The sequence below is a fragment of the Nocardia sp. NPDC020380 genome (assembly GCF_044386975.1).
Taxonomy (GTDB): Bacteria; Actinomycetota; Actinomycetes; order Mycobacteriales; family Mycobacteriaceae; genus Nocardia.
This window is the reverse complement of sequence record NZ_JBIRVQ010000033.1, coordinates 1-19546: the sequence shown is the minus strand read 5'-3', so window position 1 is coordinate 19546 and position 19546 is coordinate 1. Positions and strand designations below refer to the sequence as shown.

At 64.9% G+C, this 19546-nt stretch carries 12 protein-coding genes; 10 read left to right on the top strand and 2 right to left on the bottom strand.

Annotated elements, in window-relative coordinates; translation table 11 throughout:
- Positions 1-187: 187 nt before the first annotated feature.
- Positions 188-673 (top strand): SUKH-3 domain-containing protein, encoded by a 486-nt coding sequence (locus tag ACH438_RS45930; protein ID WP_397017599.1) that lies wholly within the window; start codon positions 188-190, stop codon positions 671-673.
- Between the two features lie 73 nt (positions 674-746).
- Positions 747-1340: a hypothetical protein gene (locus ACH438_RS45925; RefSeq protein WP_397017595.1), complete on the top strand. Its 594-nt coding sequence runs from the start codon at positions 747-749 to the stop codon at positions 1338-1340.
- 77 nt (positions 1341-1417) lie between these two features.
- On the opposite strand, the gene ACH438_RS45920 is transcribed toward ACH438_RS45925, so the two are convergent.
- Entirely contained in the window at positions 1418-2023 is a 606-nt protein-coding gene (locus ACH438_RS45920; protein WP_397017593.1) for a DUF4352 domain-containing protein, read from the bottom strand.
- Positions 2024-2446: 423 nt separating this feature from the next.
- Here ACH438_RS45920 and ACH438_RS45915 point away from each other — a divergent pair, with 423 nt between their 5' ends.
- The 4 genes from ACH438_RS45915 to ACH438_RS45900 are packed head-to-tail and all read left to right on the top strand — an operon-like array spanning position 2447 to position 10525.
- Positions 2447-3664 (top strand): TIGR02679 family protein, encoded by a 1218-nt coding sequence (locus tag ACH438_RS45915; RefSeq protein WP_397017591.1) that lies wholly within the window; start codon positions 2447-2449, stop codon positions 3662-3664.
- Entirely contained in the window at positions 3661-5268 is a 1608-nt protein-coding gene (locus ACH438_RS45910; protein WP_397017589.1) for a TIGR02677 family protein, read from the top strand. Before ACH438_RS45915 ends, ACH438_RS45910 begins: the two co-directional genes overlap by 4 nt.
- Positions 5268-6503 (top strand): TIGR02678 family protein, encoded by a 1236-nt coding sequence (locus ACH438_RS45905; RefSeq protein ID WP_397017587.1) that lies wholly within the window; start codon positions 5268-5270, stop codon positions 6501-6503. Before ACH438_RS45910 ends, ACH438_RS45905 begins: the two co-directional genes overlap by 1 nt.
- Complete coding sequence (locus tag ACH438_RS45900; protein ID WP_397017585.1) at positions 6503-10525, top strand: TIGR02680 family protein; 4023 nt, start codon at positions 6503-6505, stop codon at positions 10523-10525. Before ACH438_RS45905 ends, ACH438_RS45900 begins: the two co-directional genes overlap by 1 nt.
- Before the next feature lie 103 nt (positions 10526-10628).
- Here the strand turns inward: ACH438_RS45900 and ACH438_RS45895 are convergent, their stop codons facing one another.
- On the bottom strand, positions 10629-11819 hold the full coding sequence (locus ACH438_RS45895; protein ID WP_397017601.1) for a Fic family protein: 1191 nt from the start codon (positions 11817-11819) through the stop codon (positions 10629-10631).
- A 192-nt stretch (positions 11820-12011) separates the two neighbouring features.
- Here ACH438_RS45895 and ACH438_RS45890 point away from each other — a divergent pair, with 192 nt between their 5' ends.
- Genes ACH438_RS45890 through ACH438_RS45875 form a run of 4 tightly spaced genes read left to right on the top strand, consistent with a single transcriptional unit; the run spans position 12012 to position 19240 of the window.
- Positions 12012-12398 (top strand): hypothetical protein, encoded by a 387-nt coding sequence (locus tag ACH438_RS45890; RefSeq protein WP_397017583.1) that lies wholly within the window; start codon positions 12012-12014, stop codon positions 12396-12398.
- On the top strand, positions 12391-13008 hold the full coding sequence (locus tag ACH438_RS45885; RefSeq protein ID WP_397017581.1) for a type VII secretion target: 618 nt from the start codon (positions 12391-12393) through the stop codon (positions 13006-13008). Before ACH438_RS45890 ends, ACH438_RS45885 begins: the two co-directional genes overlap by 8 nt.
- Positions 13008-18938: a putative T7SS-secreted protein gene (locus ACH438_RS45880; protein ID WP_397017579.1), complete on the top strand. Its 5931-nt coding sequence runs from the start codon at positions 13008-13010 to the stop codon at positions 18936-18938. Before ACH438_RS45885 ends, ACH438_RS45880 begins: the two co-directional genes overlap by 1 nt.
- Positions 18935-19240 (top strand): hypothetical protein, encoded by a 306-nt coding sequence (locus tag ACH438_RS45875; RefSeq protein ID WP_397017577.1) that lies wholly within the window; start codon positions 18935-18937, stop codon positions 19238-19240. Before ACH438_RS45880 ends, ACH438_RS45875 begins: the two co-directional genes overlap by 4 nt.
- The last annotated feature ends 306 nt before the right edge of the window (positions 19241-19546 follow it).

Sequence of the window (19546 nt, the reverse complement as noted above, 5' to 3'; positions counted from 1 at the left end):
CCGGAAGCTAAGGCCACCTGCGCCGATGGTACTGCACTCGACAGGGTGTGGGAGAGTAGGACACCGCCGGAACATCCTTCCCGAAGGCCCCCAGCATCTGCTGGGGGCCTTCGCGGTTTTCATATCTTTTGTATTTCACTACCTGCGCAATTCCAGGCCATTTCCCCATTGGTTCCGAATATCCTTCATGCCCTTTTCACAAGTGCTGGATGTCCTGGATTGCCCGACCCCCGCCACGGCGCGGACCATCACCGCCGCCGGCTGGTCCCCGAGTCGCCGCATAGACATCACAACTTGGGTCGACCGTCTCGAAGCCGAGGGCTACAACGTCTCTCCCACCGCGGCAGCAATCCTCCAGAACTTCGGCAATCTGGCCCTGTATCCGCCGGAAGTCCCCGAGGCCCTCTGGCCGGCCTCCCCCCTCTTCTTCGACCCCATCGAAGTGGGCCACGGCATGTACGAACGCTACCTGGACCTCGAATCCGCCCTGGGCCACCGAATGACCCCCCTGGCAGCCGATGCCACCGGTTCCACCTTCATCCTCATCCTCGACGACGACCGAGTCGTCTCCGACAGCGTCCAGGGCCTCCACCTCCTGGCACCCACCTTCCCGGCCGCCCTGGACCTCCTCCTACGCCGCCACCGCACCCCGGAATTCCTGCTCGCCTACTGACCGATAGTGCCTGATCGAACCAAATCGGTTATCCCGCAACATATTCCACCCTCTCCTGGTATTCCTATATCCCGTGCTGCCCCAGGAAGATTCACGTTTCGAGGAACTCAGCCACCACCCCGCCTACTCCGCGATCCGCACCGCAGTGGCCGCCTACATCATCGAAACCATCCCCACCCCGACCACCACCCACCCCCACCTCTGGAACGTGACAGCCCTACCTCCCACCCCGAAATCAGAAGGCATGCGCCGCCTCCTGACCCTCCACTGCAGCACCCAGGAAACCCTCTACGTCACCGAATACGAGCAACCCGGCGGCATAGCAATAGAACTCACCATCAACATCGATCCCCCCATAGGCTGGCCCGACCCCCGCCTCCACCGCGAATCCGAAGGCGTCTGGACCACCCGCCCCACCCACTACCGCACCCGAGTCTGGTCCTGGAACCTCGACCTGGCCGCCCTCGTCTCCGGCGACATAGACTTCGACTCCCTCACCGCCGCCCCCCACGATTTCGAACACCTCGCCGCCCACCTCACCACCCGCCTCTTCCGCCGAGGCCCCTCCCCCCACGCCCCCATCCACAACCACCCCCTCGCCACCGACCTCCTCACCGAGGTGAATCAGATCCTGGCAGAAGAGAACGAACCACCACCTGCTTCCTGAAAGTCGGGGCCGAGTCGGGTGTGGCTGGGTAGTGGCCGGTGCGATGTTCCTGGCGAACTTCGCACCAGCCGCTCCACCTATTTCAGTGCGACGCGCACGCCGCCGGAGAACATCGAATCGTGGAACTCGATGGCGTTCGGGACCGTGCCCTTCGGTACGTCGAAGGCGAGCGCCACCGCGACCTTGTTGCCCGGGTTGATGTCAGTGACGATGTCCTTGTTCAGGTTCATCTCGGCCGCGCTGTCGTCGGAGTAGGACTTGCCCTGATCGTCGATGAGCTTCTGGTTGTTGCCGATGTACGTCTGCGATTGGTCTCCGATATTGGCGATGGTGACATGAACGAGGATGTATTCGCCCTGAGCCTGCTTGGCCATGAACTCGTTGTCTCCCACTGAGCTCACCGGCGCGTCGACACTGTTCACGGTGAAGGCGAACTTCCCGTCGCGGACCTCGGATCCCACCGGAGCGACACTCGTGGACTGTGCCTCCTGCTTGGCCACCTCATGGGCCGCGCCACCGACCAGTGCGACGCATCCGCCGAAGAGCAGGGCTATGCACGCGAAGACGCCGAAAAGCACCCAGGGCCAGACACGGCGCTTCCGCGGCGGCGCCGGCGGGTAGCCGGGGGCCGGCTGTGGGCCGCCTCCTTGCCATGGCTGCTGCGGCATACGTGGATCGTTCATTTTCGAATTCCTTGATAAAAGGGATGATTCGGGCAATTTTGTGTCATTCGTGACATGGATTCACCCACCCGGTGGATGATTCGGCCGAATTCACCCGGGTATTCAGGTTTACCGACGGTAACGGTGAGTATTGAAGTATCCGTCTGCGTACCGGATTCCGTTACTGATTGCGGCTGCAGCGATGCAGGTCAGGGCGCTATAGATATAAAATGTCACGATTTGTCATATCCGTGGCACGGATGTTCGGTGGCGGTTTGGTGGCGATTGCCCGATCCAGTGAGAGCGACCGCGTTAGGTCGTAGGGAATGAAGCCAAGGCGGGAAAGAGATTGGGACGGTTGGCTGTCCAGGAAATGAACGCGGCGAGGATCACGGGCAGGATCTACCTTTGGATCGCTGAAGGTCTGCCCGATAGTCTCGAGCGGTGCCGGACCATCCAAGCCGCCGTCTTTCGCCCGGGCTCGAGCCACTGTGGCGTGAGTTGCATCGAAGACTGTCGTCTGGACAGACGGTGAGTCGAGTGACGGTGGGTCCGCTGGGTGAGGAGGAACGCACCGCTCTTGCCGAATTCTTCGGGATGCAGCGCTTACCGGGAGAGTTCACCACAGTGGCGATGAGCACGCTCGAGCCGATCCTCTTCGCGGCGACCGGTTCGACAGTACGCACGGTGATCGAGCGGCTGGTAGGCCCCATTGATGATCGCGCGAGCGAGCGTCGCCGGTCGGCGGCAGAGCGAAAAGATCTGTGGGACTGGCTGATCGGGCATGAGGTCGTGCGCGCCCAGCCGGCGCTCGCGGGCTGGGCCGAGGCGACCAAACGGTCCGGACTGATTGCTGGATCGGTGGAACGGACTCGAATGGAGCTCGAATCCGCTCTGCGTGTATTGCGCGAATTGCCTGGTTCTGGCACTCCTTTGCCCGTATTTGCGGATTCGGTGCTGTGTGATCCGCATGGACTCGACGAGAATCGGCGCGTACAGCGTCTGGTAGTGCGAGCGCTGTCCGCGATCTATGGGACCGACCCGCCCTCCGATGCCGCGGGACTTCGTATGTTGTGGGACAGGGCCGGGATCGCCGATGACGAGTTGTCGTCGACGGTGCTTGCCGCCGGACTGCAGGTAGGCGGCGACACTGTTGCCGGGCGAATCCTTCGGGTCTGCGCGGATTCCGGTCACGCCGCGGTGCTGACATTGCAGCAGCTGCGTGCCGGGCGTCTCGATGACGTCCCCGCCGAGGTGTGGGTGGTGGAGAACCCGAGTGTGCTGGCGCTGGCGGTGACACGTTTCGCGGGCAGCTGCCCGCCCATGGTCTGCACCTCCGGCTGGCCGCGCAGCGCAGCAGTGGTCTTGCTCCAGCAGCTGGCCGCGGCAGGCGCCCAGCTGTATTACCACGGTGATTTCGACGGTGAGGGTCTGCGCATAGCCGCGCACATTGTGGCGCGGGTCGGCGCGCTGCCGTGGCGCATGACGACCGAGGACTATCTGACCGCGGTGGGCGAGGACGCGCCGCCGGTGGGCCGGGTTACGCCGGTCCCGTGGGATCCGGAGCTGTCCGAGCAGCTGAGACTGTCGGGGAAATCGGTGCCGGAGGAACGTGTTGCGGCGGCGCTGCTGGATGAGCTGGCGCGGCAGTACGCGGTGTGAGGCATACAAGGCTGTCGGTGCCCGGAACTAAGGTGTGTGACCATAATGTCGGCCCGGGGGAGAACGCCATGAATTCGATTCGTGTCCCGTCGGAGATGTTCCGGTTCGCCACCGCGGATCGCTCCGGCTTGTATGTGTCGGTTCTGCATGCCTTCGGGGAGGCGAACGAGCGGTTGGAGACCGCGTTGGGAATCGACGATCTCCGCGCTCGCATGCGGTCGATCGGGTGGCTCGAACCGCTCGAGGACGATGATCTGATCACCGCATTGGATCAGCTCAGGGTCTGGAACTTGGTCGACGTCATCCAGAATCACTCCGAGAATTACCGCACCGCAAGTGAATACGAGCGTCGCAATCTGCAGTACTCGCTGACCCGTCAGGGGGAGGCGGCCTTCGCGGGCGTGCTTCATGCGATGGCCGTGCTGGCCTCGGCCGGCGCCCTGCAGACGGCGGTGCTGGACGCCATTGCCGACCGGTTGGGCGATCTGCTCGGTGAGCTCGAATCCGGCACGGAACGAAGGATTTACATCGTTCTGTTCGAACTGGAATCGCATTTGGAGGCGCTGCGCGGCAATACCAAGCGGTTCAACGGCGAACTGCAGCGGCTGCTGCGTGCCGATAATGCGGACCTGGCGGTATTCCATGAGGTGAAGGCCGCGACGGTGGCCTACCTGCAGGAGTTCCTCAGCAATCTCGATCATCGCTGTCACGTCATCACTACCCGGGTAGGTGCCGCGGAGGACTACGGTGTGGCGCTGCTGCATCAGCGCGCGCTGCTCGGCGCGGAATTGCCGCAGTTGAGCGGAGCCGATCCACGCCCCGCGTGGCTCGAGCAGCGTCGTGCGCGCTGGGAGGGATTGCGCGCCTGGTTTCTTCCGGTTGATGGTTCGGTGCCGCGCATAGAGCAGCTCGTCCTGGTGGGGCGCAGGGCGATTATCGCGCTGTTGCAGGTGCTGGACCGTCTCACCGAGTCGAAGCGCCGATCCAGCAGTGCGGTGGCGGATTTCCGGGAACTCGCGCGCTGGTTCACGGTTGCTCCGGCACAGGATGATCTGCATCTCCTGTGGTCGACGGCGTTCGGGTTGAGCGCGGCGCGGCACGCGCACCTGGCGCATCCCGATCCCGAGCTGGTGAGTTCGAGCGCATCGTGGAAAGAGGCTCCGCCCGTGCAGGTTTCTGCCTTGTTGCGTTCCGCCGGCCGTACCGAGCGGTTCAGTCGCACCGGCCGGGTCCGTGATGTGGCAGCGATCAAGGCGGAACGGGCCCGCCGGGCGGTGCAGGAGCGTGCCGAACTGGAGGCCGCCTGGGATCTGCTCGATACCGGTGGCGTGGTGCGGTTGTCGAGTTTCGGGCGCCTCGACCAGGGAGTGTTCGAACGCCTCCTGGACCTACTGGGCAGAGGGCTCGGCAATGCTCCGCAGGCGGACGGGACGCGGCGTGGCAGCACGATCGACGGCCGGGTCGAGATTGTCCTGCGCCCTCCACCGGATGGCGCGCTCGCCGAATTGAAGACACAGCGCGGTACTTTCCGCGGCCCTGACTATCTGCTCCAGATCGTCACCGCGTCGCGGCAGGACGCCCGCCGGGCGGGCGGAGACCGGTAATGAGCGAACTCGCCAACCAACTGGTGATCGCCGAGCGTGAGGAAGTGTCGCGCGGAATTCGGCAGTTGCTGGCAAGCCCGTTGGTGACCGAACCCTCCGCGCCGGACGCCTTCGACCTGATTCGCCGCCGCCATGAACCCATTGCGAAATGGTTCGACTACTACTGTGGCTGGACGTTGATCGTCGAACCGCGCTTGGGTTATGCGCGTTTGGTGAAGGTCCGACCTGCTCTGGATCCGAGTCGGCCGGCGCGGCGCCACAGGTCCGGGAAGGCGCCGTTCGATCGCCGCCGCTATGTGCTGCTCTGCGTCATTGCCGCGGAGTTGTTCGCCACGCCTGTGACCACGATCGGACTGCTCGCGGATCGGGTGAAGGCCGCGACGGCGGCCGATCCGGTGGTGGAGTCGTTCGATTCCGCTTCTCGCTCCGAGCGGATGGCGTTCGTCGATGCGCTGCGACTGCTGGAGTCTTTCGGCGTCTTGGACGCCCTCGACGGCGCCGCGGACTCTTATGTCGATTCGGCGGCGGCGAAGGTGCTGTATCGCGTGGACAGTACCCTACTGCTGCGATTGCTGGCGGCTCCCGTCGGACCGTCGCAATTGGCGGTACCGATCGAGGAGGTGCCGCTGCGTTTCGTCGATCTGCTGGAGGGTGTCTCGCGTGAGCGTCGCTACGGCCTGTCATCGGGTAGGTACGCTGATCGGACCGTGGTTTCCGACGTGCAGCGGAATCTCTGGTTGCGCCACACGATCTTTCGGCGATTGATCGACGATCCGGTGCTGTATTTCGATGACCTTTCGGCTGAGGAACGTGCCTACCTCTCCTCACCCACTGGTCGGCAGTTGTTGCGCAGGGCAACCGATCAAGGCGGCTTCGTGCTCGAGGAGCGCGCGGAAGGCGTGTTGCTCGTCGATGTGGACGCGATCGCGACCGACACCAAGTTTCCCGATGACGCCGCGACGGCGAAGGTCGCCGCACTGCTGCTGCTCGATGAGCTGGCGGCCCCGGCCACCGTCGAGCGTCTGCGGCGGTCGGTAGCCGCTCTGCTGGAACGCTTTCCGCGTTGGGCGCGTACCTATCGCGGCGAGGACGGTGTACGCGAACTGGTGGACGACGCGCTGGCCACTCTCGCCGCGTTCGGTCTCGTCCGCCGCACCGATGCGGGTCTGGTGATTCCGCTACCCGCCGCCGACCGATATCGCGTGGCCGACATCCGAACATCCGGGGAGTCCTGATGGCTGTCACCGAACTACGCAGGCGCACTGATGATTTCGGTGAGCAGGTACCACGCTGGTCGCCATCGCGTGCGGGCATCCTCAATGTCTGGCGATACTACGACGAGGTGTTCGACTTTCACGACGGTCGTCTGCTGCTCCGCGGTCCGAACGGCAGCGGGAAGTCGAAGGCACTGGAACTGTTGCTGCCGTTCCTGTTCGATGCGAGCCTGCGACCCAACCGATTGTCGACGTTCGGCACTTCGGAGCGCACGATGCATTGGAACATGATGGGGGAAGGCGCATCCGGTGTCACCCGGGTCGGCTATGTCTGGCTCGAATTCCGGCTGCCCGGCGTCGAGGACCGGTGGTTCACGTGCGGCGCCCGGTTGCAAGCCAGTGCGCACACCACATCGGTGCACCCCGACTACTTCACCACGGAGCTGCGGATCGGTGTCGATCTCGCGCTGACCAATGAGGCGGGCCAGCCGCTCACCCGTGCCGGTCTGGAGCACGCTCTCGATGCGTGTGGCCGGGTCCACGCCGGTCCGGGCGATTATCGGGAACAGGTTCGCGCGACGCTGTTCCCCACGCTGAACGACCAGCGCTATGACGCGCTCATTACCGCCCTCCTGCAGCTGCGCACTCCGAAATTGTCCCAGCGGCTGGATCCGTCCCTGCTGTCCGTCCTGTTGTCACGCGCTCTTCCGCCACTCGGGCACGATGAAATCCAGGATCTGGCAGAGGGTTTCGAACGACTCGACGCCCAGCGTGAGCGACTGCACCGCCTGCAGGACGAGGTCGCCGCGACCGGTACCCTGGCCCGTCAGCAGCGCACCTACGCTCAGCGGGTGCTGCGTGCCCGCGCCGGCGCCCTCATCTCCGCGACCACCGAGCTCGAGAAACTCTCCGCTGAGGCACACAAGTCCGCCGATGATTACGAGTCTGTCGCGCGTCGCAAGACCGAATCCGAGGCGCGGGTTCTCGAATTGGAGGCGGAACACGACGAGATCGACGCCCGCAAAGACGGACTGATGGAGTCGGAGGCCTACAAACAGGGGCTCGAGTTGGATGGCCTGCGCACCGCGGCGGCCGGAGCGCAGGGGCGCGCCGTGGACTTGCGCGCCCAGGCGCACCGTTACCAGTCCTTCGCCGAAGAAGATGCGGCGGCGGCCACGCAGTCGGCGGACATCGAAAAGCGGTATTCCCGGAGCGTCTCCGACCATGCCGCCGAGACCCGTCAGGCAGCCGCACGCAGCGGCATGGTCGGTGTATTCGACGAGATCGGTGTCACGCTCGGCGGCGACGGTACCCGTGCTCTGCTGCGAGGTGCACTGCGTGGCAAACGGGATCGGATCGCCGCCATCGGGCATGCACTGGAGGTTCATGAGCGATCCGTGGCGCTGCGCGGGGACGCGGAAGGCTCGCTCGACAAGGCTCGTGCGGGTTACGGCAGCGCCGTGGATCGACGAGACCTGGCCGCCGCCGCGCGTGATACGGCATTGCGGGAGTTGCGAACTCGACTGACGAACTGGGCCGAATCCTGCCGGGAGCTCAGTTTCGAGGCCCCGGACGAGCTTGCCGATCGCGCCGAATCCGAGGCGGCGGTCATCGACCTGGTCAACGCTGCCGCACGGGCTGTGCTGGATGCGATCGCGCGCTCGGAGACTCGGGTCGAATCCTCGGTGGATAGCGCGCGTGACGAGCGGGATCACCTTGTCGCGGAACGTGATCGACTGGCCGGCGAACACGACATCCCACCGGTCGCCCCACTCTGGCGTACCACCGATCGGACGCTGATGGCGGGAGCCCCGTTGTGGCGGCTCGTCGACTTCGCGGACGGTGTTCCCGAATCCGAGCAGGCGGCCATGGAAGCCGCTCTCGAGGCATCCGGCTTGCTGGATGCCTGGATCGGGCCGCGCGGTGAGGTCAGCGGTCATGATGTGTTCGCGGACTCCGCCGCGCTCGCCCCGGTGTCGGGCCGTTCGCTGGCCGATGTCCTGCGTGTAGTGCCGGCCGCCGAAGTCGATGCCGCACACGTGCGCAAGCTTTTGGCCGCAGTGGCATTCGGCGATCATCTCGTCGAGTCTGTCGCGGCGATCGGCGCGGATGGCGGCTGGCGGATGGGTGCCTTGTCGGGCAGCTGGAACAAGGCCCACGCTGCTCACATCGGTGCGTCGACCAGGCAGCGGGCGCGGGAGCGTCGGATTCAGGAACTGGGTGTGCTGATTGTGCGCTGCGAGGAGACGCTGACCAGTCTGACCCGGGACCGGCAGGCGCTGACGGCGCGCCGTGATGTCATTCGCGCCGAGACCGACTCCCGTCCCAGCCATGCGGAATTCTCGCTCGCGGAGCGGCAACTCACCAGATCCGAATCGGATCTGGATGCCGCGGACTCTGTCGTCCGGGCCAGGATCGCCGAGGTCGCGGAGAAGGAGGCGGCCGTGAAGTCCGCCCTCCTGAACCTGTCCCGGCTGGCCGCGGAGACGGGGCTGCCCGCCGAGCGGGAGGCGCTGACGCGGGTCAGCGCGGCAGTGGACGGTTTCGCCGACCACGCCGAAACCTGGCTGGACGCGCACCGAGATTGGACGTCCGCTCGGCGAGCTGCCGCCCAGCTCGCCGAGAAGGCCGACCGCTCAGCAGGTTTGGCGCGCGAACGGGAGTCGGATGCGGCGACGGCGGAGGCCGAGCAGCGTCAGCAGGCCGCGAAACTGGCAACCGTCGAGGCCTCCATCGGTCTCGACTATCAGGGCGTGCTCGACGAAATACGCGGTGTCCGAATGCGACTCGATCACATCGCCGATGAGCTGCGCGCGCAACGCCGGTCGGTCGGCGATCTCGCCGGCGATCTCGGCAGGCTGGACTCCAAGCGTCACACCGACGCGCGAGCGCGCGACGCCGCGGCCGCCGACCGCGACGCCGTCGCGCAGCGGTTCCGTCATGTCGCGACCGGAGTCTTCCCGATCGACGGCGAACTCCCCGACCTGGACGAGTTCCGCACCCTGCTCACCGGCTCCGTAGGCGTGCGCGCCGCCTTGGACTCCGCCCGTTTGATCGCCGCCGCCTGGCCGAACATCCCTTGCAGCACAGCAAATCTCGGTGAGGCCCTGCGCCGCCTGAACGACTCTGTTCACGAGTCCCGCACGGCGCTGAGTTCCCGCGCCGATCTCGACCTCGAAACCGACGAGGATATCCAGATCTTCACCGCCGTTATCGACGGCGTCCGGGTCGGCGCCGCCGAACTCCTGCACATCCTGCGCACCGACGCTCAGGACGCCGAACACGAAATCACCGAACGCGAACGAGATCTCTTCGACAAGACCCTTACCGGCGACACCCGCCGCCACCTCGCCGCCCGCATCCGCCAAGCCAATGACCTCGTCGACGGTATGAACGCCCGCCTCGAACGCGTCCGCACCGCCTCCAATGTCTCGGTTCGCCTGGTCTGGCAGATAGCCGACAACCTCCCGCCCGGCACCAAGGCGGCCCGCGACCTCCTCCTCAAAGACCCCATCCGTCTGAGCGAGGCTGATCACGAAGCCCTGCACCGCTTTCTGCGCGACCGCATCGAGGAAGCCAAGGCCGATGACACCGCCACCAGCTGGGAACAGCAACTGGCCCAGGTGTTCGACTACACCGCCTGGCACCAGTTCGTCGTCAAGCTCGATCGAGGCAACGGCGAGGGCTACCAGAAACTCACCAAAAAACTCCACGGCGCCCTCTCCGGCGGCGAAAAGGCCATAGCCCTTCACCTTCCCCTCTTCGCCGCCGTAGCCGCCCACTACCAATCGGCCTCGCAGGCCCCGCGCCTGATCCTCCTCGACGAGGTCTTCGTCGGCGTCGACACCACCAACCGAGGTCAGATCTTCGCCCTCCTGTCCGATCTCGACCTGGACCTGATGCTGACCTCGGACCACGAGTGGTGCACGTACTCCGAATTGAGCGGGATCGGGATTCATCAGATCATCACCGGAGACGGGGACGACGCGGTGACAACGGCCCGCTTCACGTGGGACGGAGAACAGCTACAACCAACCGACTGACAGATCCGTTCGAATGCGAGCGGGACCACCGACTGCGGATCACACTCCGTCATATGGCCTGACACGGAAGCGGATTCGCGACCTGGTTGCGAAATCCTCGGTATCAAAGTTGCTCGGTGGTTCGCCGGCCGATGGATGCACTGAGGGCGTCCAGTTCGGCGAGTACATCGGTGGCTGCCCAGATGCGGTTGCGTTTGCTTTCCGACAGGACCTCGAGGATGCCGGCTTCTGTCAATCGTCCCAATGCCCGGTATGTGCTGCCGTCGGTCGTGCCGGTGATCTGTTGCGCGGTGTCGGCGTTCAGGATCGGTGTCTCCAGCAATGCGCCGAGTATCGCTTCGTCCGCAGAGTTCGTCCGCGGTCGGGCAATGTCGCGCCAGCGTTCCGGAAGCTCGGCGAGCGCGAGAGCCGAGTCCTGCGCGGCCTCACTGGCGTGGATGGCGCCGATGGCCAGATATTCGACGAATTCGTCGGCCTGTCCGCTTCGGAAGTGGTTGAGGTGCACGAAGTATCGCCGGGTGTCTGCCAGCATGACCGATGCCAGCGGCACGGTTACTCGTCGGGTGAGTCCGCGTCGGCGCAGTACCGCGCTGATGAGCGCCCGTCCGATACGCCCGTTCCCGTCGGTGAAGGGGTGAATCGACTCGAACTGTGCATGCGCGATGGCTGCTTGCGCGAGGATCGGCAGGTCGTTCCGATTGACGAAAACCAGCAGGTCTTCCATCAGAGCGGGTACCAGCTCGGGTGGCGGCGGTACATGCGCGGCATCGATCGGGGTGTAATCGCTACCGCCGATCCAGTTCTGCACGTCGCGCAATTGTCCCGCGTCTCGCGCCGTGTAGTAGTCGGTGGCCATCAGTAACCGGTGCGCGGTCAGCAGATCGGCTGGCGTGACGTTTCCCGAGCCGGCTGCGTCGACCATCGAGATGAGGGCTTTGACGGCCGCCAGCTGAGACTTCGCTTCCTCGCTGGACTTTCCTCCCGCGATCGCTTTGCCGAAAGCCCGCCAGCCCGCGTCGATGTGCTCGATTTTGGAGGAAGCAACCGACTCACTACGCAAGAGAAAGCCGGCCAGCGGAACCAGGTGCTCTCCGAATCCGGCCTCCAGGCGGGCTATGGCGATCAGCGCGTTTTCGTGTGCGCGGGCGACCGGGCCGGTGGGGTCATAGTCGAGCTCGCTGATCTGGGGTGGAATCGAGACCCTGATCTGATCGAGAGTGCGGTCCGCGCGCGACCCCTGTCGCTGACGAGGGTTCCAAGCGCGCTCTTCGACTCGATGCGGTGGCCAGTTCAGCGCTCCTCCTTCAGGGAAAGTGCAACTAACTACTACCTTAACGTACTTTTTGAGCGTTAAACGCAGCTATGGCTCTACTTGGTCGATGTTCGGGATCGCGCGGTTGATGATGGCAAATGTCCGGCTATTCGAATTGTTGTAGGCTGCGAGCTACTGCTGGTCGTGGGGGAACTGTTTGCAGGGGGTGTTGTGGTGACTGATGACCGGGCCGGATTGCGATCCGAGATGGCGGCGTTCGCTGGTGGGTTCGGGCATCCGGAGTCGATTCGACGGGCTTTCCTGGATGCGCTGCTGTGGGTGCCGACGACCGATGATGGTCGGTTCCGCACCTCGGAGGTCGAGGGGATCGCGTGGCTGTGCGCCTTCACCGAGGAGCGTGAGTACGCCCGCTACATGGTCGCGCGCGGTGTGGTCGGGGATCGGGAGTATCCGTTCCATCGGTTACTCGGGCAGCGGTTGATCGCTTATGCGGAGGAATGCTCGCAGCCCACCGGAGTGGTGGTCGATTGTGCCGGTGCGACGCCTTTTGCGTTCCCGCCGAAACCGGTGTCAGCGAGTGCGGGGGTCTCCGGTGAATGATGAGTTGAAGGTCGAGCCGCAGGTGCTGACCGCGGCCGCGGACGGGATCAACAAGATCATCGGTGACTTGAAGGGGATGGGCACCGCCGAGACCGCCGCGGAGGGAAGGGGTTTCGAATCCTTGACCTTGTCAGGCTTGGCGGCGGGCAAGTCGTCGGTGCGAGATGCGTTGTCAGGGTTCACTTCTCGCTGGGCGTGGGGTGTCCGGGCGCTGGTGCAGTCGGCGAATTCGATCGCGCAGGTGCTGGGTTTGGCGGCGGGCCGCTATCACATGATCGATCAGACGTATTCGAACATGTTCAAGGAGATGTACACCCAGCTGCAGGGCAACCCGAACCTGACCGCCGAGCAGGCCGACAAGAAGTCGTGGCAGCAACTCCTGGCCGATAATCCCGGCAACTGGATTCAGCATCCCGACTACAGTTCCGCGTCGTTCGACCACATGGTGGACCACTTGAAACTCGACGGTCAGGTCATCCAGACGGTTGGCCCGGATGCGTTGTCCAACAGCGGTATTCCAACGCATTGGACGACCGGGGACGCGCAGAAGGCAGCGCAGATCCTGGCGACGGAGAAGCCGTATCCGGGTCGTGAGGGAGGCACGAACTAGTGGGGCTCGGCGACTTCCTCGACAATATCGGCGACAAGATCGAGAACGCGGTCGACTCCGCGGTCGACACGGTCAAGAAGAAGGCCGGCGAGGCCGGAGAAGGCGCACTCGACGGCGCCGCCGTGATCGCGCGCGGCCTCGGCGCGGACGGTGTCGCCGACGACCTGAACAAGGCCGGCGAACACCTCGCGGACCTGGCCGGCGCCGACGTCCCGGAAAAGGAACTCGGCGAAACCGACGACCCGAAGGAACTGATCCACGGCGACCCATCCGCCATCCACACGCTGGCGGGCAAGCTCCGCACGATGGGCGACGACCTGTCGAGTACCGGTGAAGCGCTCAAATCGATCAACGTCGCGGATTGGACCGGCCGGGCCGCGGACGCCTTCCACCACGAGTACGCCAAACAACCCAAGCTCTGGTGGGACGGCTCGGACGCCATGCACGCCGCAGCCGGCCTCCTCGACAGCTGGTACTGGACCGTCACAACCGCGCAGACAGCAGCCGAGGAAGCGATCCGGGAATGGCAGGACGCGGCGAAAGAAGAGAAACGCGCCAAGGACTCCTACAACGCCTTGTCGAGTGAACAGAAGAAACGCACGACCCTGACCGATTCATGGTCATCGATGCGGCAGAATGCCCGCGACCGTTTGCGGGAGGCACGCAAGACCCGCGACCAGGAGGCCGCGAGCCTGGTATCCGGAATAGACGCGGAGAAGGGCAAGGCGCCGGAAAAGCCGCCCTTCCATGAGCGCATGCTCGACGACCTCGGCGACATCTACAGCGGATCCCAGCTCGCCACCGCGAATTTCACCAAGGGCCTGCTCACCAGCGCGACCTCGATGGTGCAGTTCATCCGCTCGACCGACATCCTCGACCCGTACAACCTGACCCACCCCGCCGAATACTTCGAGCACATGGGGGATTTGGGGACCGGCCTGATCACCGCGGCCGCGGATCCGGGGTCGGTGGTCAAGTCGTATCTGAAGCACTGGTCCGACAATCCCTCCGAGGCGGCGGGGTCGTTCGTCGGAGACATTCTGTTGACCGTGGCGACGGATGGCACCGGCACGGTGGCCAAGACCAGCCTCACCGCGGCGAAGGACTCCACTCTCGCACTCGACGCGACTCGTGGCCTGCCGAACGTGCTCGATCACGGTCTGCCGGACGTTCCTGTGGGCCGCGGCATCCCGCACGATGCCCCGGCCGGCCCCGCCGTGCCGACACGTGATGTCGCGCCCGCGCCGCAACCGGTGGGTGGGCCCGAGACGAAGGCGCCTGTAGATGTGCGTCCAGGAGCCACTGAACCGGGCGGTACCGCACCACATCCCGATGGCGGACCTGCACACCTCGAGCCGGACGCCACCCGGGCAGACCCGGCTGCATCCAACCCGCACCCTGATGCCCCGCCGGTAGATTCCGGTCCGCGTGCGGGACTGCCGGATTCGTCTGGGCCGCATGTCGATTCGCCAGGTGGTCCGATGGACAGCGGACTGCACCAGGCTCCCGTCGACAGCGGGCCGCGCGAGGTGCCGGTGGACAGCGGGCCGAAGCCTGACGTGCCTGGAACCGTCCAACCCGCACACCCTGATCTGCCTGCCCCGCACACCGATCCAGCCGCACACGTCCCGGACGCGGCTCCGGCGAACGTCCACCCGAATGTCGAGTCCCCGGCGACTCCGAACCTGCTCGGCAGCGGTGACGCGCCACGAGCCCACGCACCCGGCCCGCACGTGCCCGACAGTGCGGGCCCGCACCCGGACAGTCTGCCCGGCGCCCGCCCGGAACCGATTGCCCCACGGGCTGATTCACCCGCACCGGTGAACGCTTCGCCACGCTTGCACGACGCGCCGCCGTCGGTACAGTCCCCGCCGGTGCGGCCCGATGCGCCTCTCACCTCACCGGCCCCGCGTCTCGAAGGTCCTGTCAGCCATCCGTCCCCGCCCGGCGATCTGCCGCGCGGTGATGCTCCGCGCATCACTCGCGACCCTCTCGTCGACGGCGGCCCGGTCGCGGCGGGGCCACGCGCGGCTGATCCAGTCCCGAATCCGTCCAAGCCGCATCCCGATTCACCCATGGATCACCGAGGTCCACGCGAGCAGCCGCCGGTTCCGGATCGCGCCGGCGGACCGTCCGCAGACCCCGGCCACCCGAAAGCAGATGCCCCGCACCCGGACTCGCCCGCCGATGCTCACCCGAACGGCCCGCACAGCGAACCGGTAGACCCGCACCCGCACACCGAGGATCCCAATTTCGGGGACCGGGCACACGCGGACACCGACGGCCACCCCCATCAGTCGGCGACCGACACGGCCCCGGAAACCAACCGCACTCCCAACAACACCTGCGCGGGCCGAGACCCTGTCGACATCGCGACCGGCGAATTCCTGCTCCCTGAAACCGATCTCGAACTCCCCGGCGTCCTGGCCCTGGTGCTGCGGCGCCGTCACCGCTCCAACTATCGGTTCGGCCGCTGGTTCGGCCCTTCATGGTCGGCAACCCTGGATGTGCGGGTCGTCGTCGAAGACGCGGGCGTCACGCTCCTGGCCGAGGACGGGCTCATGCTCGCCTACCCCCACCCCGAGCCCGGGGTCGCGGTGGAAGCGATCTCCGGCGGACCAGGCTGGACCCTCACCCGCACGGACGTCGGTGGCTATCGAGTCTGGGACCCGCAACGAGAACTCCTGTGGCACTTCGCTCCCAACGCGGACCTCGACGGCCTCGACACCCAACTGGGCAACTACGCCATCTCGGCAATCACCGACCGCCACCACAACCGCATCCGTTTCCACTACAACACCGACGGTGAGCCGGTCGCGGTCACTCATTCCGGCGGATATCGCGTGGACATCGAGACCGCAGCCGGCCGCATCACCACCCTCACGGTTGTCGGAACCGATGAGCTCGGCAGCGAAACCCGCACCCAGGTAAGAAAATTCGGCTACCAGTCCGGAAACCTGACCTCCGTCACCAACGCCGTCTCCGCCACCACCCACTACACCTACGACGACCACGCCCGCATGCTGTCGTGGACCGACTCCAAGGCCACCTCCCTGCACAACACCTACGACGAGGTCGGCCGAGTAACCCACCAGCAAGGCACCGACAACATCCTCAACAGCACCTTCGACTACCTGACCTTCCCCGATGGCACCGGCACCCTGACCACGGTCACCGATTCTCTCGGCGCGGCCACCTACCACGGCTTCGACCATGACCTGCGTCTCCGAGACTTGACCGACCCCGCGGGCGGGCGTACCCATTACGACTACAACCAGGACCGCCATCCGCTGAAAGTCGTTGCGCCGGATGGTGCGACCACCGAGTACCGCTACACCACCCACGGTGATGTCGCCCAGGTAATCCGCCCTGATGGCGCAAGCATCACCGTCGACTATCAACGGCATCACCGCCCTACCACGATCACTGACGTCGACGGCGGGGTCCGGCGTCGGGAATGGGACGAGCCCGGCAACCTGATCGCCGAGACCGACGAAGCCGGCGTCCGCACCGAATACACCCACCACCGCAACGGCGCCGTCTCCTCCGTACTCGCAGCCACCGGCGCCCGCACCACAATCGAGGTAGACGCCGCAGGCCTGCCGATCACCGTGGTCGACCCCTACGGCGCGACCACCCACATCACCCGCGACACCTTCGGCCGCCCCATTCAAGTCACCGACCCCCTCGGCGCGGTCACCCGATACGAATGGTCACCCGCCGGAAACCTACTGTCCCGCACCGACCCCGACGGCCACATCGAGTCGTGGACCTGGGACGGCGAGGGCAACCAACTCACCCACACAGACCGTGCCGGCGGCCTTACCTACAACACCTACGGCACCTTCGACCTGTTGGAATCCCAGACCGCTCCGGACGGTTCGGTGACCCGCTACACCTGGGACACCGAGCGCCGCCTCACCGCTGTCACCAACCCGCTCGACCAAACCTGGACTTACGCGTACGACGCCGCAGGCCGTCTGATCGCCGAAACCGAATACACCGGGGCCACGACCCACTACACCCACGACCGAGCGGGCCGGGTTGCCACCGTTACTCCCGCTACCGGTGTCACCCGCCATCACAACCATGATGTGCTGGGGCGCCTCATCGAGATCGTGGCCGACACGGGCGAGTGGCGACGTTACCTCCATGATCGGCAGGGCCGTGTCCTCACTGCAGTCTCAGGCATCGGCGAAGACCCCATCCACACATTGGAATTCGGCTACACACCCACCGGACAGCTCCGCACACAACAGCTCGACGACCAGCCGCCACTGCGGCACGAGTACGACGCTTACGGTCGCCGCATTCGCCGCACAAGCCCTGGCGCCGCCGTCACGACCTGGCACTGGGATATCGCAAACCGTGTCCAGTCGATGTCGACCGACGGCCGCCACATCCACTTCACGCATGACCACATCGGCCGTCAAACAGGCTGGCGCCTGGGCGAACTCGCGGTCGATCGCACCCTGTCCGCCACGAACCGTGTCACGACCCAACAGGTCACCGGGTTCCCCGCCTCATCTCTGAACCTCGACCCCAGCCACACCGAGCGCCCTGAACCTCGTTCACTTCGGCACGACACATACTCGTACCGCCCGGACGGCTACCTGACTGCACATACTCTCGAACGTCATGCCCTTGCACCGGAACACAGGCAGTACTGCGTCGACCCGATTGGCCGTGTCACCACCATCACCCGTGACGACGTCCTTGCCGAGTCGTACGCCTACGATCCGCTGAGCAACATCACTGATGCCCTCTCGGACCCGGTCGGTTCAGGCGGTATCGGTGCGAGTGGTGGCATCACTCCTCTCGAGCTTCCGAATAACGCTGGTGTTCAATCTGATTTGCCAAGCAATGGTCGACGTGAGTACCGCAACAACTTGCTCATCCGGGACGGTCGTACCCGCTACCACTACGATCACGCAGGCCGCCTGACCCGCAAGACCACCCATCGGCTCTCCCGCAAACCCGACATCTGGCACTACCACTACGACGCGTTCAACCAACTCACCGCACTCCAAACCCCTGATGGCCAACGGTGGCACTACACGTACGACGCTGTCGGCCGCCGCTCCGCCAAGCAACGTCGGACCGATGGCGGCGCAGTTCTGGACCGCACTGACTACACCTGGGACACCACCTACCTGATCGAACAGGCCACCGCCCAGGAAACAACTCGGTGGCACTACCAGCCGACATCTCGCGCCCCGATCACCCAAACCACCGACCAAGGCGCAGTTGATCGCGCCTTCTACGCCATCATCACCGACCTTGTCGGCACCCCAACCGATCTCGTCGATCCCGATACGGCCCAAACCGTCGCCACCGCCACAACAAACCTTTGGGGCGGATCATCCTGGCACGGCTCCGCCGATACGCCGCTTCGATTCCCCGGGCAGATCCATGACCCGGAAACCGGGCTCCATTACAACTTGCACCGCGTCTACGACCCAGAAACCGGACGGTTTCTCACGCAGGATTTCCTCGGTCTCGCCCCGGCCCCTAACCCCAATACTTATCCCAAGAACCCACTTGTATGGACTGACCCGCTTGGTCTGACACCGTGCCCAGGTTCCGACATCGGCGGCACGGGTGGCGCGGAGGTCACCCGTGTGGGGCGCTGGATGAATCCGGAAGAACATCAGAAGATGGTGGATACAGGATTTGTTCAGGAAGGTGGAGGAGGCACTACCTACGTTGCCAATCCGGCGGATCCGGCAGCATTTCGCCGGCAAGCTCCCCCCGGGTCCGTTTACGTGGAGTTCGATGTCCCGACCTCATCGATCAGTCCGGCCGGGGAGCCAGGTTGGGGCCAGATACGCGGTCCGAACCATTGGATGTCTCAGAGACTTGCGACGATGGGGCGACCAGTTCCGGAGATGCCTCGAGCGCATAACCTATCACTCATGGAGACCAAATGAATCCTTCGGAATATCTTGCAGAGTTCTCCTCCTGGGCGGCGGCAGCCAGGGTGGCACTTGAAGACCAGGGCACGGAGGTTGAAGTTGGTGAGGATCCGTCTAGTGCAGGATCGGACCCTGTCATTTGGATCAACGCCTTCAAAGGAATGAAAGCTGCGCGCTTGGCTATGTGGCGTGTGGGCGATAAGGAGTTCGAGCTCGCGGACTTCGAGACGGAGGCCGTGACACCGAGACACCTAGCTCCGGGGGATGACTACTCGAACATTCAGTACGAGATGCTTGATTGGCTCAATAGGGGATAGGTTATGGCAGGCGGCATTGGAGATAGAAAGACGAGTCTCACTTGTACCGCGTGCCTTTCATCCTGAAGGCGGCTCGGCCGCGGGCACTGATACGCCAACGGCCACGAGGCTGACTGGACACGACCAGACCGCGGGATTCGAGTCGGGCCAGGGCATTTCGAGTCCGCCAGGCAGTCAAAGCTGATGCCTCTTGGATCTGCGCCGTGGGCAGTGGGGCCTTGACCCCGGAAGTTGGACACGGGGTTTGTGATTACGCGGCTTGAGCCATGTTATCGGGTGCGTGAACGGATTCGTAGTCGGCGGGGC

Bases quoted from the DNA above. Each gene is read 5' to 3' on its own strand.
- ACH438_RS45930 (WP_397017599.1), top strand. From the start codon at position 188: ATGCCCTTTTCACAAGTGCTGGATGTCCTGGATTGCCCGACCCCCGCC.
- ACH438_RS45920 (WP_397017593.1), bottom strand. From the start codon at position 2,023: ATGAACGATCCACGTATGCCGCAGCAGCCATGGCAAGGAGGCGGCCCA.
- ACH438_RS45905 (WP_397017587.1), top strand. From the start codon at position 5,268: ATGAGCGAACTCGCCAACCAACTGGTGATCGCCGAGCGTGAGGAAGTG.
- ACH438_RS45900 (WP_397017585.1), top strand. From the start codon at position 6,503: ATGGCTGTCACCGAACTACGCAGGCGCACTGATGATTTCGGTGAGCAG.
- ACH438_RS45875 (WP_397017577.1), top strand. From the start codon at position 18,935: ATGAATCCTTCGGAATATCTTGCAGAGTTCTCCTCCTGGGCGGCGGCA.